The organism is Mycobacterium sp. M23085 (genome assembly GCF_045343915.1).
GTDB lineage: Bacteria > Actinomycetota > Actinomycetes > Mycobacteriales > Mycobacteriaceae > Mycobacterium.
Genome location: NZ_CP174280.1, coordinates 4,980,484 through 5,003,013, shown reverse-complemented (window position 1 = coordinate 5,003,013; position 22,530 = coordinate 4,980,484). Strand labels below are relative to the sequence as shown.

Genomic DNA, 22,530 nt, shown 5'->3' with positions numbered 1-22,530 from the left:
TCAGATCAGAAATCCGAGGGTAGGAATCGGCCGGTCTTTATCCACCAGATCCACCTTCTTGTACACCAGTCGTAATTCCCCGTCCAGGCAACGCACCCGGTACGTGACGCGGCCGCCCCACAGGTGATTGCCGCGAGCCCGCGATTCCAGCACCATGAAGTTGGCGCCCACCTCCAAGTCGACTCCGCCGCTGGGATTTGGCTGAGTACCGAGGATTTCGATGTTGGACAAAAGACGGCGAAGATTCGACGGCGGCGCCTGGGCATAACGCTTGCCGGTGCGAACCTGCTTGAGGCGAGTCGCGATGCGACTGCGGTTGTCGTAGATCACCGACATCTCGCGCAGCGGATCGTCGGTCGAGGCGACCGGAACCCAGTAGAGCGCGTCATCGGTCCACAACGCCTCCCAGGCGTCGTAGTCGGACTCGTCTGCATAGCGCGCTTCCCGGTACAGGAATTGCTCGACCTCCCAGCGGTCGAAGCCCTCAGGGAGTCGCCCTACGGTGGCGGCGTCATCGCGTGTGCTCGTCACGATTCAGTCTCCATCAGCCTCTTGTAATGCGACCAAAACCCGCGCATCCCAGTCTCATCGGTGGCTCCGCCGATAGTGAAGCCGTTCTCGTCGACGCTTTCGCGACTGAGTCCACGACGAACGTCGAGCCATTCTGGCGTCAGGTTTTCCAGGCCCAGTTGGTTACGCTCATACATCTCGGTGTCGTCGGCCAGCAGCATTCCGGCCGGCCCGACCGAACCCATGCACTGCGACACCATGCGCTTGTTCATCTCCGGCGCGCCGGCCAGTTGCACGGCCGTGGAGTACTGGATGCACTCACCCACCGACACCGGTTGGATGTTGAATACCTGGATCTCCGCGATGAACAGGTTGGGGAAAATCATCACGTGCGGCCCACCTTCGATGAGGATTTCATCTGCCGCATCGCCGTATCGCTTGCGGATCGCCGCGACATAGTTGGGCACCCGGTCCTCGCTGGTGCCGAACCACCGCAATGGCTGGGCGAACTTGCGGAACTCCGGCCGCAAGTCGTTTTCGCTATGACCGTTTCCCAGGTCTCGGGTCACCGCGGTCGACGATTCGCTGTACAAAGGACCGATCGGGCTACCGGTGACGCCGAAGATCGAGCCGTGCACGAACTGGGGGTGGTAACCGTCGGTTTCGTTCTCCGCCAACAATTTCCAGTTGGCACGGGTCTGATGCTGCAACCACCCGGCGGTGAGCTGGACTTCCCCCTCCGGCGAGAGCCTGACTAGCCGGTCTATCTCACCGGCGGCTGCGCCGAGGTGCTCGGTAAGGCTGGGGCCGTCGGCGGCGAAGCTGCCGAACACGAACCCGCGGTAGGTATCCATTCGCGGCACCCTGCCCATTGGCAAGTCCAGCTTGCGTTCGCCGTAACCCTTGAAGAACGGGAACCCTACGAGTTCACCGTCGTTGCGGTAGGTCCATCCGTGATATGGACAACGGAAGGTTGACGAGTTGCCCTTGGCGTCGTCGCAGACCTGGTTGCCACGGTGCGCGCAGCGATTGAGCAGTAGGTGCAGCTGCCCGCCGCGGTCGCGGGTCATGATGACGTCTTGTAATCCGAGGCGCTTACGCACATAGTCGCCCGCCTGGGACACCTCGCTCTCGTGACCGACGAAAACCCAGGACCGATACCAAACTTTGCGTAGCTCCTCGGCAAAGATGGTGGGGTCGGTATAGAGCGATCCGTGCACCTTGTCGCGTTTGATCAACTGGTCGTAGCGACCGCCGGTCGCGGAGGCTGACTCGATCAACGAAGTCATTCTTGGGGCTCCTCTCGGGAGATCTCGCGCACGCTACCGTTTGCGATGAGGTCGGGTAAGGCGAACTTGCGCACCTTGCCGGTGGGCGTTCTGGGAAGGTCCTCAGTGGAGAACCAACGCTGCGGAACCTTGTGCGGTGTCAAGTGTTTGCGCGCATGCGCATGCAACCGATCAACGAGATCTGTCGGCGACGGATCCTGGGTCTCGATCACCGCGCCCACAACTTCGCCCAAGCGGTCATCGGGAAGACCGAAGACGCACACCCGGGCGTTCGCGTCATGCGTGGACAGACATGCCTCGATTTCTGCTGGGGCGATGTTCTCGCCACCGCGGATGATCAGCTCTTTGAGCCGGCCGGTGATGGTCAGGTAGCCACCCTCGTCCATGGCACCGATATCGCCGGTGTGCACAAAGCCGTCCGTATCAACCGTCGCAGCTGTGGCCTCAGGATCGTGCAGGTATCCGATCATCTGCTGATAGCCGCGCGCGCAGATCTCGCCCGGCTGCCCGACCGGTAATACCACACCTGTGGCCGGATCGACGACTTTGCAATCAACCTGCGGCAGTGCGCGACCCACGGTATGGAGCTGATCGGCACGGGCGTCGTCGGGCCGCGTTGCAGTGAGAACCGACGCCAGCTCGGTCTGACCAAAGACGGTCACCACCGCCGCGCCGAAAGTGCGTTCGGTCGCCTCGATGAGCTCCGCCGATACGGCGGACGCCCCGCCGAGGCAGATGGACAGCCGAGGTGGAGGATTGGTGGCGGTGCGCTGCGCTGCGACGAGACTGGACAGAATCGTAGGGACGAAGAACAGCACCGACGCCTGTGTGCGACGCAGGGTCTCCAGCACCGCGGTGGGCTCGAACCGGCCGATCAGCACCTCGGTACCGCCGATCCACATCGGGCCCAGCGTGCTGATCACGCAGGCGGCGGTGTGAAACATCGGCAGCGGGTTCACGGCTACCGCGCCGGCGGGGATGCCCGCAGACTGGACGGTCAGCTTCGCGACGTTGATCAGCGAACGGTGCCGCAGCAGCACTCCTTTCGGCGTGCCGGTGGTGCCCGAGGTGTACTGCAGCATGACTGCTTCATCAGGGTCGGTTGGAGCCGCGGCGATCACCGCGCCGTCGACAGCGTCAGCTCGCCACTGCGGTCGGGACGACAAGCTGATGGTGCGCAAGGCCGGGAGCGACTGGGCGATCTCGGCTACGACGGAGGCACAGTCGTAGTCGCGGCTGCGGTCAGCATGGATCAGCAACGAGGCACCAGAATGCTGCAGCGCGTAGCGCAGTTCGCTGGCACGCATCGCAGGGTTGAGCGCGACAAGGACCACGCCGGCAAGGGCCGCGCCATACTGAATTACCGGCCACTCCACCACATTCGGCGCCCACAACGCGACATAATCACCGGGCTGCGTCAACCGGGACAGCGCGGTCGCTACCCGGGAGGCCTCATCCAGCAGCTCGCCGTACGTGAATCGCAGCTGCGCCCCATCGCCATGACGCGGGCCGACCAAGGCCTCCACATCGTGGTGGGTATGGGCACGTTCGGTCAGCAGGCCACCGACGGTGTGGTCCACCAACTCCGTTCCGGTGTCGGCGTCCAGGTACGACCAGTCAAGGCGCCCGGCTAGTTTCGCGCTCACCGCGCCGGCGCTCCGAATTCCGGTCGTCGCTTGGTGTGGAAAGCGTCTATCCCCTCGGCGAAGTCGTCGGTGCCGAACAATTGTGCCTGGTGCTGAGCCTCGCGATCCAAGACGTCGAACGGGTCCATCGAAGGCCCCCGTGCGAGTAGCGATTTGATTACGCCGAATGCGTGCGTGGGACCGGCGGCGAGTCGCTCAGCGTCGATTAATCCGGCTTGTAACGCAGATCCCGGCTCGGCGAGCGCATCGACGAGACCCATGCTCAATGCCTCGATCGCGTCAAACGGCGTCGGCATCATCAGCATCTGCCGGGCGCGGGCCACGCCGACACGGGCCGGCAGCGAGACGAAGGTGCCCATGTCGCCCGCCAGGCCCACATTGGTGAAAGTCGTCGCAAAGCGAACGTTTCGGGCGGCGACCACACGGTCGCACGCGGCCGCGAGCGCGACGCCCGCACCGTAGGCGGAGCCTTCCAAAGCGGCGACGACGGGCTTTGGGGTTCTCCAAATCGCGCGAATCACCTGCTGTGCCAGCTGAGCCCGTTCCAACGCCGGCCCGGGTTCCATACGTTGCATTGATGTGATGTCGCCACCCGAGCAGAATGCCGGCCCCGCACCTGTGAGCAGGATTGCATGGATCGCGGTGTCGGCGTCGGCGCGCTCGAACGCGCCGGCAAGCTCGATTCGGACCCGAAGATCGATGGCGTTGCGCTTGTCCGGCCGGTTCAAGGTGATGATCCGCACCGCACCGCGGTCTTCGGTGACTACACAATCGGCGTTCATTGTCCGGTGAATTTCGGCTTGCGGCGTTCGATGACAGCCCGCAGGCCCTCGAGTGCGTCGGCGGTTCCGGAGAGTTCGGAAACCGTGCGCGCCTCTTCGGCCAGGCGTTCTTCGACCGACGACCCCAATCCGCTCCATACCAAGCGCTTGGTGGCCGACAGGGCGCGGTTCGGCAGCGTCGCCAGCTCGACCGCCCATCCCTCTGCGCGATTCAGCAATTCGTCATCGTCGACGACCTCGGTGATCAACCCGATATCAAGCGCCTCGTCGGCTGTCAGGGTGGGATTGGTCAGCAGGATCCGCAACGCCTGCCGCAGACCAACCAATTGCGCCAGCGTCACTGATGAGCCACCATCTGGTGCCATGCCGACCCGGACCGCGCCGGAGAAGAATTTTGCTGATCGCGCCGAGATGACGATGTCGGAAGCGCACACCAATCCCAGTCCGCCTCCCCCGGCGGCGAAGCCCTGGACGGCCGTCACCACCGGCGCCCGAAGCTGGATCAGCGCGGCAGTGGCCAGTTGCAGCCATGCCGTGGCCTCGCGCAGATAATCGGGGAGATCTGCACCCTTGGACTCGAAGGTGTGAATATCGCCGCCGGCGCAGAAATTGCGCCCCTCGCCGGTGAGCAACACCACGCGTACCGCGGGATCCGCATGACACGCCAGCACCTTCTCGTGCAGGGCCTTGAGGAACTCGACATTCATCCCGTTGGACGCCTTCGGCCGGTTCAGACGCAGCCTGGCAACGCCGTCCGCGACATCGAGGGCGACCGGCGCCACAGTTTCTTTGACGTTCATCGTTTGACTCCTCGCTGTCTGAATGCGGCCGCCCCGTTCTGTCCGGCACCCTCGCAGATGTGGTTGACCACCGTGTCGATTTCGTCATCCAATCCGCGGGGTGATGCCACCTCGACTCCGGCGTAGACAAGGCGCTTGATCGACGTGACAGCCTCTCGGCGCCGCCCGGCCAACGCGGTGACGAACCGTCTCACGCCCTCGTCGAAACCGGCTTGCGGAAAACTTCGATATGCCAAACCGTGGCGCACCGCCTCGGCGCCGGAAAGTCGATCGCCGGAGAGCAGCAGTCCCAGTGCCTGCTGACGCCCCACCAGCCGGGCCAGCCGCTGACTGCTACCGCCGCCGGGAACCATCCCGAACTTGATGTGGTTGTCAGCGATTTTGGCGTCGTCGCTGACCAGCGCAATGTCTGCGGCTTGCATCAGCTCGAAACCGCCGGCCATTGCGACACCCTCGACCGCCGCGATGACCGGAACCTCGACGCGGGCAATGGCTTCACACGCACGCCGAAACCCCACGAAGAGTTCCCGCAGCGCATCAGATCCCTTCGACCGCAGGCGCTCCACTTCCTCGAAATCGCCCCCCGCGCAGAAGTTTCCGTTGGCGCCCCGGATGACGGCAACAGTGACGTCGGAGTTGTCACCTACCTCCAGGATGGTCTGCGACAATTCCTCGTTCAGGCCGACGCTGATCGCATTGAGCTTCTCCGGTCGATTGAGCGTGACCCACGCTATTCCATCGACGACATCGCGTCTCACCAGCGTCATCGCTTGGGTCCTCCGGTGAACTGCGTTACGGTAACGGTCAATTCGGCCAAATCAGCGGTACCCCTCACCCGACGCCCTCGTCGGCTATCGCCCTGTGGGCGTCGAGCCCCATCCCCGGTCGTAGCGCCGGACGGCCGGAGCCGTTGCCATCGCCAGTGGTAGCGCGAGCGCACTGGTCGATCAACGACTCAGCCATCGTGACCTCTCTCTATCGAATCCAGTTACCCCTATTTCTAATCCACGTTAAACTAAGATGACGGCGGTCACAACAGCCGCCCCAATGAGGAGCTTGGAATGGACCTTGGACTGAAAGCTGCCCGCGTGGTAGTGACCGGCGGCGCTTCGAACATCGGACGCGGCATCGTGCATGTGTTCGCCTCGGAGGGTGCTCGAATCGTGATCAGCGATATCGATAAAGCTCAGGCGGACCGGGTTCGCCGCGAAGCGCAAGATAGGGGCGCCGCCGAGGTCGAAGTCGCGATAGGTGATCTTACGGCTCCCGACCAAGCCGAGGCCGCAATTGGCGTCTCGGTCGATAGTTGGGGCGGCATCGACGTCTTGGTCAACAATGCCGGTTGGAGTGTGCCCGGTTTCATCGCGACCGACACCGACCGCGAAAAGTGGGAACGCACCATCGAAGTCAACCTGTTCACCGCGATCGCGGCCACGCAGGCCGCGATCGGCCCGATGAAGGAGGCCGGCGGCGGCGCGATCGCGTTTATCGCCAGCGACGCTGCATTCGGTCAGATACGTCAAGGCGTTTACGGTGCGTCGAAAGCAGCGATGGTCGCCCTGGCCCGCACCGTGGCGCGCGAACACGGCCGCCATGGGATCAGGTCCAATGTCATCTGCCCGGGCCTGGTGATTCCCGAGGGCCCGGAGGCGATCGGCGAATCGAGCCTGTGGTCCGTCGGCCAGGATGAGGTCTTCAACCAGGATCAAATCGACTACATGATCAAGGGCACTCCGCTTCGCCGCTTGACCAGCGCCGAGGACGTCGCGAAGGCAGTGGCGTGGTTCTGTTCGCCGACGGCGGCGCGGCAGGTCACCGGCCAACTCATCTCGGTCAGCGGCGGCTACACGATCCCGTAACAGCGGCCATCCCGGCAAGGGCGAACGCCAGCATCGGCGCGCCGGCAGCAGAGCCCGAGAGCAGTCGCGATTTCGCGTTCTAGCTTTGCGACTTCGTCACTACGAGTAGCACGGGCCGCCGCCGGGTGGCGCACACGATGCCGGCCCGAGCTGGACCCAGGCCAGGTCTATCCACGGCGCCGACAGCCAGGTCTTGGTAGGTTCGATGACGAACCTCATTGGCCCGCGCTCACAGTAGGTTCTGTTGTCACCAGTTGCCGCGCAGCTCGTTCCCTCGTGGTCGATGCGGGCGTGCGGCGGCAACGGTTTGTCGGCTTGGTTGCCGGGAAACCGCGCCGCTACCGACCAGTCATAGTGCACTGCCCGGTCTCCCTCGATCCAGCCGATATGGCCGATTCCCGGACCGGTGCCGGGAATATCGCCGGCACAGCCGAAGCTGCCCCGGCGCCAGATCCCACACGTCTGTCCTGTCGGGGACAAGAAAAACACTCCACCCGGAGATGCGAAGTCTTCAGCGTTGACCTCGTCGTAAAACCGGATATCCGGAAAAGGGTCGGGCCCGGCGCCCGGTGCCGGATCGGCATGCGCCACCCCGGGATCGCCGAGGGCCAGCATGCCTACCCCGACAGCGGCCGCAGTGCGGAGGCCATCTCTGATCCCTCGACCGAGTCCGCGTCCGCGTCGAACAGTTCTTGGCTTTGACCTGATCACCAATTCTCCCGACCACCTCTCACGGCCCGCTTAGCGAAACGATGGAAATCTGCTCTGGCTACTAAGGCGATAAGGGTGGGTCTCATCGCGGGCCTACGTAATACGTGGCGTAATGCCGTAGCAAGCGGCATCACCGACATCGAGAGTGTTCTGGCACAGGAGCTTGCCCTGGTAAAAGATGCGCGCACTTACCCATTTGGAAGGGCCCGCGGTCGGACGCCAATCTGCGCGAACCTGGCTTCCATTCGGTGGCGGAGCTTTTACCGAGGCTATCGTCGCTTCAATTCGCCAGGGCAGCGGCACGTTCGGTATCGCCACCCGCCCTGACGAATCCTCGTATTCGATGTTTGCCACGGTAATCACGTCGGACACGACTTCATAGGTGACGGATTCATCAGCCCGCGCAGTCGATGGGTTTATGAGCGCGGAAATGCTGATCGCCGCCAAGGCGGCGATCGACCCCGCGGCGCGCCGGAGACCGCGACTCCGCCGTTGCGAGCGCTGACCAGCCGGGATCATTTGCCCGCCAGGACGACGACAGCAAGCGAGAGGCCGGTATCTGCATTGTGGAGAAGGCTGACACCGAAATCGGTGTAGGAGCAATTCGCCAATGGCGCTGGACCCGTGTCTTCCAGCGTCTTGAACACACCCGGGCTGACATTCAAGCTAACGCCGGCGCCCTGCGTAGTCCCTTCCAGTATCGCTCCTTTGATCGCGTCGGCGTCGCTGTCGTGCCCAGCGCCCTGCAGCGACCACGATTTGCCCGCGCTGCTGCCGAGGTCCTTGAGGATGGGCAGTGCGCCTGTCGGCGAGTCCGCGGGGGAATTCCTCGTCGTGTGGCTGACGTAGGCGTCGGTCGAGTGATTCACGATCTCCGCAGCGTGCTCGACGATCGGGTCATACCGCAGCGGCGGGCAACTTGTGCCACTGCGCGCCGACATGACGGCTTGTTGGAGCGCGGGGGACGGATCGGCAGTGCTCGGCGGAGCGGACAGTACAGCGCTACTCAAAGCCGCGGCGAGCGCGACCAACGTCGCGCCGACTGCCGGCGCGCGACCTTGACGTGCCCGAGCCGGCACAGCCGTGCCGACATGGATTCTCAACACGTGTGCCTCCTCATCGAGATGCCGCCCACCGGACCACTTTCAGTCGCAGACATGGGACCGCTGGATCTTGCTGCCGTAGTGCATTACCCGCTGAAACGATGGTCCGGTGAACCAGGTCGGCTGATGGCCCTTGATGCCCGCGCTGACGTTCGACAGGTTCTGCCAGAGGATGTAAAAGCTTTGACCCTCGTAAATCGGGAAATACATATCTCCTGCGTGGTCATAGCTCTGAGTCAGCGACTGAGTACGGGGAGCAAGGAAGTCCACCGACTGATCAATATTCGCAGTCATGGCAGCTTGCCGCTCCGGGATCCCCTCAGCATCCCAGTTACCGTTCCTGCTCAATACGCTGTTGTTGAATCTCTCGATCTGGAGCCTCAAATCCGCGTAATCCGCATTGAACCACCCACACATTTCTCGCTCGGCATTGATATCCGCGTCGGTGACGTTCCCCCGAGTCTGGTCGAACGGAAATGGAAATTTAGGCTGCCAATTTGCCATGGGCTTGACTGGCGCCAACGGCGGAGGCACCGAGTCGCGGCCCGGTGGATCTAGCGGGTCAGCGCCGGCGCGAGCCATGAGAGTTGCCGTCCCAGAGAGAACGAGCAGCATGCACATCATCACGAATCTGCTCCGGAGACGAGTTCCGGTCCGGCTGGTTGCTACGGATTCCATCCCTCAGCACATCCTTTGAAACATCGCCCGTTATTTCTGTCCAAGAGCTGCGGCGATGCCGCCGACGTCGCTGATTTGCCAGTCTTTGTTGCTGTCGATTGTGAGACTGTAGGTAGCGGTCGATTGCAGTCCCTCAGGAGCTTGCATTGTCTTGGTCAGAACGCTGACGAAGGAGTCGACGACATAGGTCCCGCCCACATCTGAGCGAACTTTCGCGGCCAACGGCCGCGCGGTCGAAATCCATTGCAGCGGAGTAAGGATCTGTTCCATCTCACCCGCGGCCTTGGTGAGCTTTTCCTTCAGTTCCGGGGAGGTGCCCTTGACGAGTTGCACCTTCCAAGCGTTGAGGTCCTGGAAGTTCATCTCGGCGGCATGCACGGCGTAGTCCTGGGCTATTTCTTCCGCATGCTTCTTGTTGCTGGTAGCGCGGGCTTCCGCACTCAATTTGTTCTGCGCGCCGATGTACAGCCACGCCAGCACTCCGATCGCGCTGACAGCAACGCAAATGACGGCCGCGATGACCAACGTGCGCACCGATATCGACACCCGGGCGCGGGACTTGTCAGAGTCCGCCTTGGACTTGCTCTTGACGGTCGCTGCTTCGTCAGCTTCTGAAGTTGTTTCCTCTGGCTTCTCGTCCTTTGCCGGCTTCTTGTCGGCTTCTGGCTTCTCGTTCACTTCTGGCTTCTCGTCGTCGACGACGTCCGACGACGCGTTCTCGATGTCGTGGTCAGTGATGGACACGGCTTCCCCTCAAAACTTCGATGATTGCCCGGCCTACCGGTCGGGAACGGCAACGTGCAGTGTAATCGCGCCCTCCTTCGGGATGCTCTTCAATATGTTTGAGAGAATCTGTCCACTGTCGAAATTCATCAGGGCTCCGCCAATGCCTTTGAAATGCGGCAAAAGCGTCTCCGTCAGAACTTTGAGGTCAGGAGCCCGCGTGTCCAGAAATTTCTGAATTCGGTCCAGGTAATCACCGAACAGCGCCATGTCTCGCGGGTTATTCCATTCCAGGGTGTGCATCATGCCTTGATAAGTACCGGCGGCCCCGAAACCCGCCGCTCGAATGGGTGAAATGAGATCACCGAGCAGGGGACCAACCCAGCCCGCGTTGCGCAGCAGCGCCTGCAGATTGTCGATCACTTCCTGTCCCCGGCCATGCATGCTTGTCGCTTGACTCCGCAGTAGCGAGCTCGCATGTGCCAGGTTGGGCAGCACCTGCTCGGGCGCGGGCAGAGCAGCGTCGGCCTCCCCCAGAATTCGTTTGAGCTGGCCGGGATCGAGCTGGTTGAGCACGCGCACCACGCTGGTGGCCAGCTCCGAGATGGACGGCGGCGCTTCTATCGTCTTCGGCGAGATACGTTGGCCGTCCTTGTATACCGGGCCTCCGCTCGTCCGTGGCGCCAGTCCGATGTAGGCCTCACCGAGCGCGGACAGATTGTCCAGCCGCACGTCGGTGTCGACAGGAATGTGGTGATCGCCGTCGACGTAGAACTGCACGGTAGCATCGCTAGTCGCCGTGTTGATTTCGGTCACCTTGCCGACCGGCTGGCCGCGGAGCAGCACATTCGAACCGACAACGAGGCCCTTGATGTCAGGGACCGCCATACTCAGGTTGGTCCGCTGAGCAGGCGGGCCGGTCCGAACACCGAACGACCAGATCACGCTGAGGGCGAACGCGATGATCACTCCGAACATCGCGAACGACAAGGCGCCCTTTAATTTCATGGCGTCGCTCCAAGAATCCGCAGCACGTCCTGCACGTTGTCGATCAGCTCTTTCCCATCCGGCCCTTTTATCGACGTGATGTTTATCGCCGGGTACTTATCTGCGGGAAGGAAGTAGTCGGTGAGTAGCCGCTGCCACGCGGGCGCTTCGTTCTCGAACGCCCATTTGCTCTCTTTCAGGGCTCCAAGCGCACCGCCGAGCGACTTCAGCAGGGGCACAAGCCAATAGCCACCGCTGTAGATACTGCCGATCGAGGGCAACACGGTAGCGATGTAAGACCCGACTTGGAATGAGCGTTTCCAGCCCAGCATCCCCTCCGTCGACCAGAAGTACTTGTATTCGGGTAGGTCGTTATACATGACCTGGGCTGTTCCGGATACGCCCGTAAGCCACTGATCGACCATGTCCATGTTGTTGCTCAGATCCGCGAGGTCGGTGTCTACCCGCTTCACCAGGTCGCGGAATTCACCGCTTCGTGCCGGCGTCACCCTGTTAATCCCGATGATGGTGTTTTGGGCACGCTGAATGGATCCGCTGCCGACGAAGTTCGCCAAGTTGGCGATCGTGTCCTCCAGTTGGGGAGGAGACGTGGTCTGTGCCAACGGAACCGTCCCGGCCGGGCGCAGTGCCGGCGCCGGCGGACCCGACTCAGGACGCTCGAGCGCGACATAGGTGTCACCGAGCACCGTGGCTTGCTGCAACGTCGCATGCACGTTTGCCGGCACCACCACGTCGGGGTCGATCCGCGTTACGACGTCGACGTGATTGCTCGCCAGATTGATCTTGGTTACCAATCCCACGGTCGTACCGTCCTGCACGACCTTCGCACGGTCGGGCAGGCTCAGGACGTTGGCGAACTGCAGGACGATTTCGTAACCGTCGCCGTAGCTCTTACCCGGTTGAGGTAAGGAGTTGACGGTCATGGAAGCACACGACGGAACCAACATGGCACTTGCCGCGACGGCGACAGCCGACCATATCCGCCGCCTCATCGCTTCGCCGCCTGCTGTAGCACGTACTGCAGGAGCGCGACGTCGACGGCAAAGGGCTGGCCGTTGACATCCGCGCAACTGCCGGGCATCGACGCGTTCATCATGCCGCAGAGCGCGAGCCCGTCGTGGGTCCGAACCCGATACAGCGGGGGCCGATAGGCGAGGTTGAACGTGTGGAAATCACGCCTGTTGAAGTGATTGGCGATCGTGTTGATCCACCACGGCACCGGGGTGAAAAGATCCGACATCGCGGTCGCGTGGGGAGTCAGCTTCCGCACCGTGACGCTGACCGTGTCGAGCGCTTGCTGTGTCTCGTCACCCAATCTGGTTTGCAGGATCGCCACCAACTCGGCCAGTGGCCCGAGGGTCCCCATTCCGCCGCCGGGACCGGCGAGCCCTGTAGTACCGTCCAGCGCCAACGCCAAGTCCGGCGTCGTCTTGCGCGCGTCGTACATGATCTGCTTCAACGGCGGCATCAGTTCGCGCAGTACACCGGTCAGCTCGGCGGTGTTGCGGATGATCGAGCCGATGTCACTGATCGCTTCGTCCGGGCTGTCAAGTAGTGCGGACGTCCTGGTCACGAGCTGGTTGATCCCGGCACCGTTGTTGTGCGCCAGTTCGTCAAGTCCGCGAACTGTGTCACCGACGTTCGTCGACCCGTTGGGGTTGATCGAGTTGAGAAAGGTGTAGGTCGATCCGACCACCTGCGAAATCGTCTTGGCCGAAAACGAGTGGTCGAGCCGAATGCACTTGTTGGGCTGGAGCCGCGGACCGGAACTGTAGTTGCCGACCAGTTCCAACGAACGGTCGGCAAGGATCGATGGCGACCGGATGACTGCCCTGACGTCGGGCGGGAGTGGCCTGCTCTGTGTGATTTCGAAGTCGACCCGGACCTGGGTGGGGCCAGCGGCGATGGACGTGACCTTGCCGATCTGATAGCCCATCTGGGTCACCGGGTTGCCGGCGTACAGACCGATGGTGTCTGGGAACATCGCGCAATAGGCGACGCTCTTCTCGCCGCCCATCATGGCGCAGGACGAGGCACCAGCGACGGTTGCAGCGCCCGTGAGTGTAGCTACGGCGGTACGAAATATGCGGCGAACCATTCGCGAGACCATCAGCACGGACTCCCCGCCATCGGGATGCAAAGATCTGTGGCAAGCAACTCGGGCGGCGCGTTCTGCGCGTCCAGCATCCGCTCGATCTTGTTCCTGATCCGCCGAAGTCTGGGAATGATCCGGCTGTTGTGGTCCTTCCACCGGGTGACTCTGTCCTGCCAGTCGCGAACCTTCTCGATGAACTCCTCGCGGTGGTTCACCCAAAAGTCGCCGAAGGGACGCAGGAACGCATCACCGACGTCGCCCATACCTTTCAGGGCCTCGCCGAAACCCTTGCCGTACAGAACGAGCGTCTCCTCGAGGATGGCAAGCTTGCTCACCAGGACCTTCAATTCGCCGGTGAAATTACGCAGCGCCTCGATGTACTCATCGGAAAGATTGAGGATCGAAGTAACCTGCCCCCGCTGACGCTCGATCGTGGACGTGAGGGCATTGCCCGCATCGATAACGGCGGAAAGAGTCTGCACGTTTGTGCCGGTGAGTCCCTCCTGGATTTGATCCAATGATTCGCGAATCGGCTTCGGATTAACTCGCTCGGTAATTTTTGTCGAATCGGTCAGCGCCCGCATCAGGCTGTACGGCATCGTCACGCGCTCTACCGGGATCGGATTTGCACCCAGTGGCTTTCTGCCCAGCGATACCAAATTGACATAATAACCGCCGACCACCGTGAGCATACGGACCTGAATTTGTGACTGATCACCGACAAATGCGTCGTGATCCACGGTTGCGCGAACCTTGACCTGATTCGGTTCGATTGACAGATCTTTCACTTTGCCGACCGTGATCCCGGCGATCCGCACGGTATCACCTGGATGGATTGCCGCCGCATCATCGGTGTAGAAGGAGATCGTCTTCTGGCCAGGAGGACTGATGTTGATTTCGGCAGCAGTGATCGCCAGCACGGCGACCAGTACCAGCGCGGTGACACCCCAGAACGTCGAACTCTTGAAAATTTTCATCGATTGCACAAGATCACCCTTTGGCCATTCAAGAGCACGTCCATTGAGTCGGGCAGTTGCGCGCGACCCCGCGAACAGGGCAATGGTGTATCAGGCGCCCCTGGCGGGGGAACGTTATCCCACATCACCGGTATCAGCTTGAGGACGTCGCGACTGTAGTCATCGAAACGCGTGATTGCCTTGTCGAGACCGTCGGCGATGTCGCTCCGCGAGGAGTCAACGACGTCGATTCTGCCGTCGGGTTGCTGCACCCGAGTGGCGGGCCCGAGCGGAAACCCTGCGTTGGCAAGGACTTGGAGAGTGGGCCCGGTGAAGGCAGGGCCATACAGCTCCGACTTACGAAACTCGTCCATGACCGAGATCGCCGCGTCCAACGGCTGATTCAGCCACTTCAGGACCTGGACGAAATCTTTCGAATGCCCGCCGAATGTGTCGGCCACAGCGTCGAGGTTGCGCATCACCGTCGCGATGACTTGTTCGCGGTCGGACGCGAACTGAGTCAGCTTTCGGACGCTGTCGAGCATCGGCTTGAGTCCGCCCTCACCCGAGAGATACGTCGCGGCATTCTCGGTGAAGGTGTCGATATCGCTGGGACTCAAGGTCGCGATAACGGGCTGCAGGCCGTTGAACAGAGTGGTGATGTCGAACGACGGTTGCGTCATGGTGATCGGAACATGCGACACAATGCTCGCCGCCGGCGCCGTCTCGGACGGATTGACGACATCGACGTAGCGCAACCCGGTGAGCGCCTGGTACTTGATGGCCAACCGCGACGTGGACACCACTACGTAGCGCTTGTCGAGACTGAACTCGACCGTTGCGAGGCTCTGTCCAGCCCTACGCTCGAGCGCCAGCGATTTGACTTTCCCGACCCGCACTCCCCGGACCCGCACGTCAGCGTCGACGTGCAGGCCCGACGCATCCGTGAATTGAGCTGTGTAGGAGCGTGTGGGTGCGGCAACTGGTTGTCGCAGGACATTGACCAGGACGATGAACACCGCCAGTGCGGCGGCGGCGGCCAACGCGAATCGCCATAATGCGGCCTTGGGCGTGATCACTGGGCTCCTATCGCACCGAGCGGGGCAGCCACACCGGGTAATTCATCCAGGACGATGTGCGTCTGTATCGCCCGTTGATCAGGGGATCCCGCATACAGATTTTCCAGTCGAGTTCGCAATTCCACCAAGTCTGAGGAGATATTGGCCGGTGTTATCAGACCGGGCACTACATCGGTCAGAGTTTTGACCAGATCGACCGCAGGCATCAAGTCTTGCGGGTGGGACGACAATAGCTTGCCTAATGCACCGAAGAATCTATTCGCCAGCAGGTCAAGCGTCGCTATAGACCTCTTGTTCCAATATTCATCTGTTTGATACTGGCCGAGAGAAGGGGCAAGGTTGACAAAATCTTGACCGGGCAGGCAGCCGTCGGCGGTCTGCATGAACCTCACGAATCCAGAGTTGTGATCGAAGTTATAGCCAGCAGAAGTAATCGAGTCCAGCGTGCCGGGGAATGCCACACTCACACCGGTCGTATTTCTCAGAAGTTGTTCGGTACTTACCGTCTGCACCTTGGTCACCGCCTCGGCCGCGACCACGATCGTCTCGATGAGTGGATTGAGCCCGTCGGTGAACCGGGTGGCGCGGTCCATCACGCGCACCAACTGTGGCGTCACTACGCCGCCGGTGATTTCACCCAGCCGGTAGAGCAACGCCTGCAGGGTGAAGTTTCCCTTTGGAACGGTGTCGATTCGCGAGCCATTTCGCAGCGGTGCGCCGCCCGTTAAGGCAACCAGGTTGATGGCGGTGACACCGAAATAATTGGACGGCCGGAAGTCGACGTTCATCTTGTCGGTCAAACCGGCAGTGGGCCCCGATCGGACGTCAGCGTTGAGCCGGACGCCACCGCTGGCAAGGCTCGACACGGAGGTGACTTGGCCGACGTTGACCCCGTGCATTATCAGCGCGGTACCTGCGGTGACTCCCTGACCCAGATACGGCAGGTCCATGACGATCGAGATCCGGTTCGCCGGGCGGCTTCGGAATGGGTTCACGGCGATCAACACGCCCGTCACCAACAAGGACAGCGCGAGCACCGCGCCGATGATGGTCAGCCGGCGCGCTTCGGCCGCCTCCGACATCCGGAATAGCAAGCTTTTCCCCTAGCCCTTGAACTCGAATTTCGGCGTCCAGCCCCAAATCATGACGGTCGTCATAATGTCGAGGACCATAATGGTGACGAGACTCGCGCGAATTGCGCGTCCGGAAGCCTGTCCGACCCCAACGGGTCCGCCCGATGCAAAATATCCGTAATAACAATGAATCAACGTTGCGGCGGCGCAGTAAATAATCGCCTTGGTGAGCGAATATGCAATGTCCGTCGGGGAGAGGAATTGAACAAAATAGTGATTGTATGTTCCGGCTGGTTGATTGTAGGAAACGCGAATCACCAGATCCGAGGTGAAGAAAGCAACCATCAACTCGAGCAGAAAGCCGGGTACCACACATATCATTCCGCCGACGAGACGCGTGCCCACGACGAACGGGATCGATCGCAGCCCCATCGACTCGGTGGCATCGATTTCGTCCGCGATCCGCATGGAGCCGATTTCGGCAGTCATCCGGCAGCCGGCTTGGGAGGCGAACGCGACGCCGGTGACCAGCGGTGCCATCTCCCGGACGTTTCCCCACCCGCCGATGATTCCGGACAGCGCGCCGAGGCCGATCAAGTTGAGCGTCGCATAGGCTTCGATGGCCACCATTGCGCCGATGGTCACACCAAGGATTGTCAGGATGCTGATCACGCCGCCGTCGACGACTATTGAACCCCGGCCCCACGCCAGGCTGTTCATCACTCGCACTGTTTCCCGTGAATACCGCCGAATGGTTGTCGGTAGCAGCCACACGGTCTGGGCGATGAACACCACCCATTGGCCCGCGGTTCTCAGCGTGCCATTAACGAGTCTGACCGGTGCCCGGCCAAAATTCAGATACTTTGACGGGACGGCGCGAGAGCCTGGCAGTGTCGGCTGCGCCACTATGCCACCGCCATGGGGAAGAACATCGTCTCCAGCTGAGTGATCGCCAGATTTGCGGTCACGATGCAGACGACGTTGAGTACGACAGCGGCGTTGACCGCATCCGCCACACCACGCGGTCCGCCCTTGGCCTCCATGCCCCGCATCGAGGAGATGATTGCGACAAACGCGGCGAAGGTGACGGTCTTGCCCATCGCAAACCAGACGTCGACCATCTTCGCAAACGAACCGAATGACAGCCAGAAGCTTCCGGGCGTCACGTCATTGACGGTGACCGAGATCGTGAAGGCTGCGGCCACGCCGGATGCGATGACGATGGTGCACAAGATCGGCGCGATGAGGATCAGGGCCAGAAAGCGCGGCACGACCAGACGCTGCACCGGATCGATACCGAGTGTTCTCAGTGCGTCGAGTTCCTCGCGGATCGCTCTGGCCCCGAAGTCGGCAGCGATCGCCGACGCCGCGGCGCCACCCATGAGCAAACCCGCGGTCATCGGTGCGCCCTGACGAACCACACCCACGCCGATTGCCGACCCGATAAGTGAGTTTGCCCCCACCTCGTTGACGAGGCCGGACACCTGGACAGCGATCATCGCGCCGAAGGGCACCGCCATCAGCACCGCTGGAACTGCCGTCACCTTGAGCAGGGTCCAGGCCTGCACGATGAGCTCACCGACGGGCAACCGCATCGAAATTGTGTCGATGACGGCATACCGCAAGACCGCGGCCGCCATCAGTACAGCGCGACCCGTGGTCGCCGTGCTGCGCGCCGGAATCGTGCCGACTCGCGATGCAGCCTTGGCGACGCTGGCGCCGGGCTGCGTCAGTACCGCGCGCCAGCCATCCGGCGGGGTGCCGTTCCCGAAAGGTGCGCGATGCAGGGCGCCGCGGTGCCCACTGTCGCCGTTTGCTGACCCGGCGCGCGTAGTCGCCGCCGTCGGCGTCTCTGTCGCCATCGAAAACTCGCCTCCTCCCCGTCGCGCTGACCACTGTCGTTTGCCTTGTGCTCCGGCTCACAACGCTGCTCCTGAGGCAAGGTACACCACATCGGAGCATTTTTGAACACAGTCTCAAAAATTCTCGATAGAACTTCCAAGGAACCAGGCGGCACGACGCCGACACACCTGCAGCGGCTCCCGAGTCGTCCCGCAAGACGGAGTAAGGACGAAGGTCAGACGAGTCGATTCCGTTGATTGGCAAGGACATTCGCGCGACCCGGGGCTCAGCGCGGACATGGGCGTCATTGACGACGCCGATCGCGTCGCCCGTCGGCCACCTCGGACAGGATGCCTCGTCGGGGCGCACGACAGGCCGCGGCGCCACCTGTTACGCCCTTGCGGGCGGACTGACCGGCTGCTTGCGGGTCCAGGCGCGGCATACCCCTACTCCTCATATGACAGCCCTTAGAGGCACCGCCGTGCCACCGCGAACGCTGACTGTAACGGCTGTCACAGTAGTCGTCCGCCAACGCAGTTGTCAAATAGTCGGCATCACCGTAACCTGGCGTCTGGCGGCGTTGAAGTTATGGCAGGAATGGCCAGGTCCGTACGCGTTCCTAACATCGCCATGTCCCGGTGACCCGGCGCTCGTGTCCGGACCGTTCTGGACTTCACCAAGCGCACGGTGACTCCCGGGTAGGGGAGTTAATGAGCTCGACAACGTCCCGTCTGATGGTGGGGGACTTGCCATTTCGGGTGAATGGCGATACTTCGGAGAATCGGCGCCGCAGCCAAGCGGCCGAGAGGTTTCGGCGTCGGTAATGCACGGCCCCGAGTTGGAGCGTGACGGCCCTGCGTGCATCACGGGCGCGGTTCCGGCTCCGGCCACCGGCTCGGTGTTTTCCGCTGGCAGATTGCCGCCACGGCCCAAGGCCAAACGCCGGAGCCCGTCGAGGCATCGGGGTCGTACACCGTACGGCGAAACTCTTTGCCTCTGTTCGGATTCCGGACCACCTCGGGTGAGCTGAGATGTCTGACCGCCAGCCGGCTTGACCCCGGTTTAGGTCAGGTACGAGAAGTCGCCCGCGGTAATCATCCATGGCAGCACGTCGGCGATGACCAAACCCGACTTGATCGCCGGGTCGTTTTCCGCGATGCGGGAAGCCTCAGCCGCGTCGATGCGGGGACTGAGGACCATCAGGCCACCAGCGCCTTCGGCCAGCAGCGGTCCACTCAGCAGGATCGCCCCCGACTCTTCGAGTTGCTGGACGTAGGCAAAGTGTTCGGCGACGCCGTCCTGTTCGGTGGGCGCGACCTCAGGTCGAAAGTTCGGGCCTGGGAGGTGCCTGATTACGAACAGAGTTGGACGGTTGTCAAACTGGTCGGCCATTGCTTTCATACCTTTCGCTACCCACGACGAAGGGCGCTCCCTATCGGCAGTGGCGCGCCACTCGACAGACGATGCTACGTTTGCGTTGATAAATCAACTACATCGTTGATCGGCCAACGATTGTTGCTCAACTGCTCGGTGGCCGGGCTGCGGCCCAGCCGGGTGATCAATTCACGCCGCGGCATCGGCGGCGAAAACGTCGACGGCGCAAAGATTGTCGACGATCAAGCCGGCGCGCGATCCCCCGGTGGAGCAAGATGTGATGACTCAGTCCGTAAGGTCCCAAGCCGTCACCCGCGCCCCCGCTCTAGATCAAGTTCGGCGGCAAAATCCGCAGCCTCGAGGCGACGCTTGATCGTGCTCAAGAAACGGCCGGCATCGGCGCCGTCCACCAGTCGATGGTCATAGGTCATAGACAGGTAGCAGACCGACCGCACGCCGATTGACTCGTTGCCGATCGCGTCGAGCACCACCCTGGGTTCCTTACGGATCACTCCGGTGGCCAGGATCGCCGCCTGGGGTTGCACCAGGATCGGCGTATCAAACAGCCCACCCTCACTGCCGATGTTGGTGATGGTGAAGGTTCCGCCCGACAATTCGTTTGGAGTCAGGTCGCCAGAACGCGCCCGCGCGGCAACGTCGACGATTGCCCGCGCCAACCCGCCAAGCGAGAGGTCACCGGCATTGGACACCACAGGCGCCAGCAGTCCTCTCGCCGTATCGACGGCGAAACCAAGGTGTTCGGCGTCATGGTAGGTAATGGTTTTGGACTCCTCGTCATAGCTGGCATTGATGTTGGGATGGGCTTTCAACGCATCGATCGCGGCGGTCGCAATGAACGGAAGGAACGTCAAGTTGACTCCTTCCCGCTCGGCAAAGGATTTTTTTGCCCGCGCCCGAAGCGCCGCGATCGCCGTCATGTCGACCTCGTGGGTCTGCGTCAATTGCGCTGTGCTCAAGAGTGATTCGTGGGTCTTTGCGGCGGTGAGCTGGCGGATCCTGCTGGCCTTCTGGACCGTGCCGCGCACCGGCGCATGGGCACGCGACGGTGAGGTTTGGTGACTGCGGTCTGCTGGGTGCGTGTGTCCGGCAGTGGAGCGCCCGTCCACCGGTGCCGGCGCGGGCGGTGCGGCGGGTTTGGGGGCGACCCTGGCTGCCGGCTCTGCACCGGGCGCGGGGTCGTCACGGGGCTCCGCGTCCGCTACGAACTGCGGCGCCGGTTCTCCTGCCGTCTGAGCTTCTCGTTGGGATTGTGGCGGCGCCTCTGATGCTCGCGGTGGCGCGGATGAAAGTGTCCGAGCCGCGCCGAGCTTGCCCAGCTCGGCACCGACTGGGACGACCTGGTCTGCAGCGGCGGTGATGGCCAACAGCGTCCCCGCAGCCGGCGACGGGATCTCCGTATCGACCTTGTCGGTGGACACTTCTACGAGCGCCTCATTCACTTCCACGTAGTCGCCGACGTCCTTCAGCCAGCGAGTCACCGTGCCCTCGGTGATCGACTCGCCCAGCTCGGGCATCGTCACCGACAACGTCTCAGCGTCCCCGCTGGGGGCCTGCTCTGCGGCGTCGAGTTCCGATCCGGACTGCCTGTCGGGAGCGGGCCCCCGGACAGCTTCGGGCGGCGCACCGACACGAGTCGGCGGCGGCCGGTTGTCGACCATTACCTCGGTGGGTGCGGAATCAGCTTCGGCGATGAGCGCCAGATCGCTGCCCACCGCGACGGTTTCATCCTCGCGCGCGAGGATCTCTGTGAGCACGCCGGCCGCCGGCGAGGGTATTTCGGTGTCGACTTTGTCTGTCGACACCTCCAGCAGAGGCTCATCGAGGGCGACGGTGTCCCCCTGCTGCTTGAGCCACCGGGTCACTGTCCCTTCCGTGACGCTCTCGCCGAGCGTCGGCATTTGGACGGTGATGGCCATGTGGCGACTCCTTGAGTCAGAGCAGCTGTGAACGACATGAGTTTACACATACGACTGATAGTTGACTGTAGCGTTGATTCGATCACGGGCGCGCCATCGGCTTGCGGTTCGGAGACACCCGACGAATGGCTGTTCACCGCCCCGCAGGATGACCCGATGGGTGCCGCGCGTCTTCGCGAGCGTGGCGTGGGGTCCTTTGGCGCACCGCGCGTCCGGATCTCCGAAGATTAAGCGTTTCACCAATTAAGATGGTTCGATGGCGAAAGCGACAGAGACCGCGTCGGGTTCCGGGGCGCGTGAGGCAACCAGGGACGGCAATGCGCAGTCCCAGCCGGCGGTCAGCATGCGCAAAGAGCTAGTCGAAAACCAGATGTACGAAACCGCGGCCAAGCTTTTCGCCGAGCGCGGCTTCGCCGGCACCAGTCTCCAAGATATCGCCGACGCCATGGGCATCACCCGTCCGGCTCTTTACTACTACGTCAAGAGCAAGGAAGATCTGCTCTCCAGGCTCGTCACCGAGATCACGGCGGGAAACACGGCGCAGATCCTGCGGGTGACAAACAATAAGACGATCGACCCTGTGCAGAAACTGTCCGAGGTCGCCTATCTGATGGCGCATAACCGTGCCCTGCACCCCACGCGCTTCTTACTGCTGGCTCGTTCCGAAGCCGAATTGCCCGAAGATCTGGCGAAGGTTCACGAGACCACCAAGCGCAAGATGTTGCGCAACCTCATCGAAGTCATCCAAGCTGGTATTGACGCAGGCCAGTTTCGCCCGGTGAATCCGCGAATCGCCGCGTTGGCCGTGATCGGTATGTGCAACTGGGTAGCGTGGTGGTTCCACGAAGATGACCCGGCCAGCGCTGAGCAGGTCGCCACCGACGTCGCCGACATGGCGGTGGCGAGCGTGCTGCAGGCGGAGAACCGGGTGACAGCGGCGACTGGACCGCGAGCCGCGTTGTCGCTGCTCCGTCAGGATGTCGCCTACCTCGAGCGCTTGCTCGACGATGCCGATAAGAAGCGCTGATCCCCTACCGGCCGAGCAAGGGCCGCCAGCACCGGTGC

23 protein-coding genes are annotated in these 22,530 nt (G+C 62.3%); 2 read left to right on the top strand and 21 right to left on the bottom strand.

Features of this window, described 5'->3' with window-relative positions; translation table 11 throughout:
- From ACIUM1_RS23450 to ACIUM1_RS23425, 6 genes are read right to left on the bottom strand one after another with little or no spacing between them, the layout of a single operon-like run.
- Positions 1-531, bottom strand: a complete 531-nt coding sequence (locus tag ACIUM1_RS23450; RefSeq protein ID WP_014941015.1) for an aromatic-ring-hydroxylating dioxygenase subunit beta — start codon at positions 529-531, stop codon at positions 1-3.
- Positions 528-1,799 (bottom strand): Rieske 2Fe-2S domain-containing protein, encoded by a 1,272-nt coding sequence (locus ACIUM1_RS23445; RefSeq protein WP_406814892.1) that lies wholly within the window; start codon positions 1,797-1,799, stop codon positions 528-530. Before ACIUM1_RS23445 ends, ACIUM1_RS23450 begins: the two co-directional genes overlap by 4 nt.
- Positions 1,796-3,445 carry a class I adenylate-forming enzyme family protein gene (locus tag ACIUM1_RS23440; protein ID WP_406814891.1) on the bottom strand — a complete coding sequence of 550 codons (1,650 nt, stop codon included), beginning with the start codon at positions 3,443-3,445 and terminating at the stop codon, positions 1,796-1,798. The genes ACIUM1_RS23445 and ACIUM1_RS23440 overlap by 4 nt, the downstream gene beginning before the upstream one ends.
- Positions 3,442-4,227 (bottom strand): enoyl-CoA hydratase/isomerase family protein, encoded by a 786-nt coding sequence (locus tag ACIUM1_RS23435; RefSeq protein ID WP_406814890.1) that lies wholly within the window; start codon positions 4,225-4,227, stop codon positions 3,442-3,444. The genes ACIUM1_RS23440 and ACIUM1_RS23435 overlap by 4 nt, the downstream gene beginning before the upstream one ends.
- Entirely contained in the window at positions 4,224-5,027 is an 804-nt protein-coding gene (locus tag ACIUM1_RS23430) for an enoyl-CoA hydratase/isomerase family protein (RefSeq protein WP_406814889.1), read from the bottom strand. Before ACIUM1_RS23430 ends, ACIUM1_RS23435 begins: the two co-directional genes overlap by 4 nt.
- The gene (locus tag ACIUM1_RS23425) at positions 5,024-5,794 is read right to left on the bottom strand and encodes an enoyl-CoA hydratase/isomerase family protein (RefSeq protein ID WP_406814888.1); all 771 of its coding nucleotides are present in this window, start codon (positions 5,792-5,794) and stop codon (positions 5,024-5,026) included. Before ACIUM1_RS23425 ends, ACIUM1_RS23430 begins: the two co-directional genes overlap by 4 nt.
- A 294-nt stretch (positions 5,795-6,088) precedes the next feature.
- Here ACIUM1_RS23425 and ACIUM1_RS23420 point away from each other — a divergent pair, with 294 nt between their 5' ends.
- Positions 6,089-6,886 (top strand): SDR family NAD(P)-dependent oxidoreductase, encoded by a 798-nt coding sequence (locus ACIUM1_RS23420; RefSeq protein WP_043954249.1) that lies wholly within the window; start codon positions 6,089-6,091, stop codon positions 6,884-6,886.
- Between the two features lie 99 nt (positions 6,887-6,985).
- On the opposite strand, the gene ACIUM1_RS23415 is transcribed toward ACIUM1_RS23420, so the two are convergent.
- The 15 genes from ACIUM1_RS23415 to sucB all read right to left on the bottom strand — a co-directional run bounded on the left by ACIUM1_RS23415 (position 6,986) and on the right by sucB (position 21,465).
- Positions 6,986-7,501 carry a hypothetical protein gene (locus tag ACIUM1_RS23415; RefSeq protein WP_014941008.1) on the bottom strand — a complete coding sequence of 172 codons (516 nt, stop codon included), beginning with the start codon at positions 7,499-7,501 and terminating at the stop codon, positions 6,986-6,988.
- Between the two features lie 189 nt (positions 7,502-7,690).
- The gene (locus ACIUM1_RS23410) at positions 7,691-8,044 is read right to left on the bottom strand and encodes a hypothetical protein (RefSeq protein ID WP_406814887.1); all 354 of its coding nucleotides are present in this window, start codon (positions 8,042-8,044) and stop codon (positions 7,691-7,693) included.
- A 68-nt stretch (positions 8,045-8,112) separates the two neighbouring features.
- Positions 8,113-8,700, bottom strand: a complete 588-nt coding sequence (locus ACIUM1_RS23405) for a hypothetical protein (RefSeq protein WP_406814886.1) — start codon at positions 8,698-8,700, stop codon at positions 8,113-8,115.
- A gap of 42 nt (positions 8,701-8,742) precedes the next feature.
- On the bottom strand, positions 8,743-9,324 hold the full coding sequence (locus ACIUM1_RS23400; protein ID WP_014711206.1) for a hypothetical protein: 582 nt from the start codon (positions 9,322-9,324) through the stop codon (positions 8,743-8,745).
- 84 nt (positions 9,325-9,408) lie between these two features.
- Entirely contained in the window at positions 9,409-10,122 is a 714-nt protein-coding gene (locus tag ACIUM1_RS23395) for a hypothetical protein (RefSeq protein ID WP_406814885.1), read from the bottom strand.
- Between the two features lie 33 nt (positions 10,123-10,155).
- On the bottom strand, positions 10,156-11,109 hold the full coding sequence (locus tag ACIUM1_RS23390; RefSeq protein WP_014941005.1) for an MlaD family protein: 954 nt from the start codon (positions 11,107-11,109) through the stop codon (positions 10,156-10,158).
- A complete protein-coding gene (locus ACIUM1_RS23385; protein WP_176218135.1) occupies positions 11,106-12,101 on the bottom strand; it encodes an MlaD family protein in 996 nt (331 codons plus the stop codon). The genes ACIUM1_RS23390 and ACIUM1_RS23385 overlap by 4 nt, the downstream gene beginning before the upstream one ends.
- The gene (locus ACIUM1_RS23380; RefSeq protein ID WP_406814884.1) at positions 12,098-13,129 is read right to left on the bottom strand and encodes an MlaD family protein; all 1,032 of its coding nucleotides are present in this window, start codon (positions 13,127-13,129) and stop codon (positions 12,098-12,100) included. The genes ACIUM1_RS23385 and ACIUM1_RS23380 overlap by 4 nt, the downstream gene beginning before the upstream one ends.
- 89 nt (positions 13,130-13,218) lie before the next feature.
- Positions 13,219-14,181: an MlaD family protein gene (locus tag ACIUM1_RS23375; RefSeq protein WP_406817831.1), complete on the bottom strand. Its 963-nt coding sequence runs from the start codon at positions 14,179-14,181 to the stop codon at positions 13,219-13,221.
- A complete protein-coding gene (locus ACIUM1_RS23370; RefSeq protein ID WP_406814883.1) occupies positions 14,178-15,239 on the bottom strand; it encodes an MlaD family protein in 1,062 nt (353 codons plus the stop codon). The genes ACIUM1_RS23375 and ACIUM1_RS23370 overlap by 4 nt, the downstream gene beginning before the upstream one ends.
- On the bottom strand, positions 15,236-16,321 hold the full coding sequence (locus ACIUM1_RS23365; protein WP_406814882.1) for a Mammalian cell entry related domain protein: 1,086 nt from the start codon (positions 16,319-16,321) through the stop codon (positions 15,236-15,238). Before ACIUM1_RS23365 ends, ACIUM1_RS23370 begins: the two co-directional genes overlap by 4 nt.
- Positions 16,322-16,342: 21 nt before the next feature.
- On the bottom strand, positions 16,343-17,107 hold the full coding sequence (locus tag ACIUM1_RS23360) for an ABC transporter permease (protein WP_014711199.1): 765 nt from the start codon (positions 17,105-17,107) through the stop codon (positions 16,343-16,345).
- Between the two features lie 110 nt (positions 17,108-17,217).
- On the bottom strand, positions 17,218-18,174 hold the full coding sequence (locus tag ACIUM1_RS23355) for an ABC transporter permease (protein ID WP_014711198.1): 957 nt from the start codon (positions 18,172-18,174) through the stop codon (positions 17,218-17,220).
- Between the two features lie 1,042 nt (positions 18,175-19,216).
- Complete coding sequence (locus tag ACIUM1_RS23350; RefSeq protein ID WP_406814881.1) at positions 19,217-19,546, bottom strand: YciI family protein; 330 nt, start codon at positions 19,544-19,546, stop codon at positions 19,217-19,219.
- A 290-nt stretch (positions 19,547-19,836) separates the two neighbouring features.
- A complete protein-coding gene (gene sucB, locus ACIUM1_RS23345; RefSeq protein WP_406814880.1) occupies positions 19,837-21,465 on the bottom strand; it encodes a 2-oxoglutarate dehydrogenase, E2 component, dihydrolipoamide succinyltransferase in 1,629 nt (542 codons plus the stop codon).
- Positions 21,466-21,721: 256 nt separating this feature from the next.
- Here sucB and ACIUM1_RS23340 point away from each other — a divergent pair, with 256 nt between their 5' ends.
- Positions 21,722-22,492 (top strand): TetR/AcrR family transcriptional regulator, encoded by a 771-nt coding sequence (locus tag ACIUM1_RS23340; RefSeq protein ID WP_014711195.1) that lies wholly within the window; start codon positions 21,722-21,724, stop codon positions 22,490-22,492.
- The last annotated feature ends 38 nt before the right edge of the window (positions 22,493-22,530 follow it).

Bases quoted from the DNA above. Each gene is read 5' to 3' on its own strand.
- ACIUM1_RS23425 (WP_406814888.1), bottom strand. From the start codon at position 5,794: ATGACGCTGGTGAGACGCGATGTCGTCGATGGAATAGCGTGGGTCACG.
- ACIUM1_RS23385 (WP_176218135.1), bottom strand. From the start codon at position 12,101: ATGAGGCGGCGGATATGGTCGGCTGTCGCCGTCGCGGCAAGTGCCATG.
- ACIUM1_RS23415 (WP_014941008.1), bottom strand. From the start codon at position 7,501: ATGCTGGCCCTCGGCGATCCCGGGGTGGCGCATGCCGATCCGGCACCG.
- ACIUM1_RS23430 (WP_406814889.1), bottom strand. From the start codon at position 5,027: ATGAACGTCAAAGAAACTGTGGCGCCGGTCGCCCTCGATGTCGCGGAC.
- ACIUM1_RS23380 (WP_406814884.1), bottom strand. From the start codon at position 13,129: ATGATGGGCGGCGAGAAGAGCGTCGCCTATTGCGCGATGTTCCCAGAC.
- ACIUM1_RS23340 (WP_014711195.1), top strand. From the start codon at position 21,722: ATGGCGAAAGCGACAGAGACCGCGTCGGGTTCCGGGGCGCGTGAGGCA.
- ACIUM1_RS23435 (WP_406814890.1), bottom strand. From the start codon at position 4,227: ATGAACGCCGATTGTGTAGTCACCGAAGACCGCGGTGCGGTGCGGATC.
- ACIUM1_RS23355 (WP_014711198.1), bottom strand. From the start codon at position 18,174: ATGGCGACAGAGACGCCGACGGCGGCGACTACGCGCGCCGGGTCAGCA.
- ACIUM1_RS23365 (WP_406814882.1), bottom strand. From the start codon at position 16,321: ATGTCGGAGGCGGCCGAAGCGCGCCGGCTGACCATCATCGGCGCGGTG.
- ACIUM1_RS23420 (WP_043954249.1), top strand. From the start codon at position 6,089: ATGGACCTTGGACTGAAAGCTGCCCGCGTGGTAGTGACCGGCGGCGCT.
- ACIUM1_RS23400 (WP_014711206.1), bottom strand. From the start codon at position 9,324: ATGATGTGCATGCTGCTCGTTCTCTCTGGGACGGCAACTCTCATGGCT.
- ACIUM1_RS23375 (WP_406817831.1), bottom strand. From the start codon at position 14,181: ATGAAAATTTTCAAGAGTTCGACGTTCTGGGGTGTCACCGCGCTGGTA.
- ACIUM1_RS23350 (WP_406814881.1), bottom strand. From the start codon at position 19,546: ATGGCCGACCAGTTTGACAACCGTCCAACTCTGTTCGTAATCAGGCAC.
- ACIUM1_RS23445 (WP_406814892.1), bottom strand. From the start codon at position 1,799: ATGACTTCGTTGATCGAGTCAGCCTCCGCGACCGGCGGTCGCTACGAC.
- ACIUM1_RS23390 (WP_014941005.1), bottom strand. From the start codon at position 11,109: ATGAAATTAAAGGGCGCCTTGTCGTTCGCGATGTTCGGAGTGATCATC.
- sucB (WP_406814880.1), bottom strand. From the start codon at position 21,465: ATGGCCATCACCGTCCAAATGCCGACGCTCGGCGAGAGCGTCACGGAA.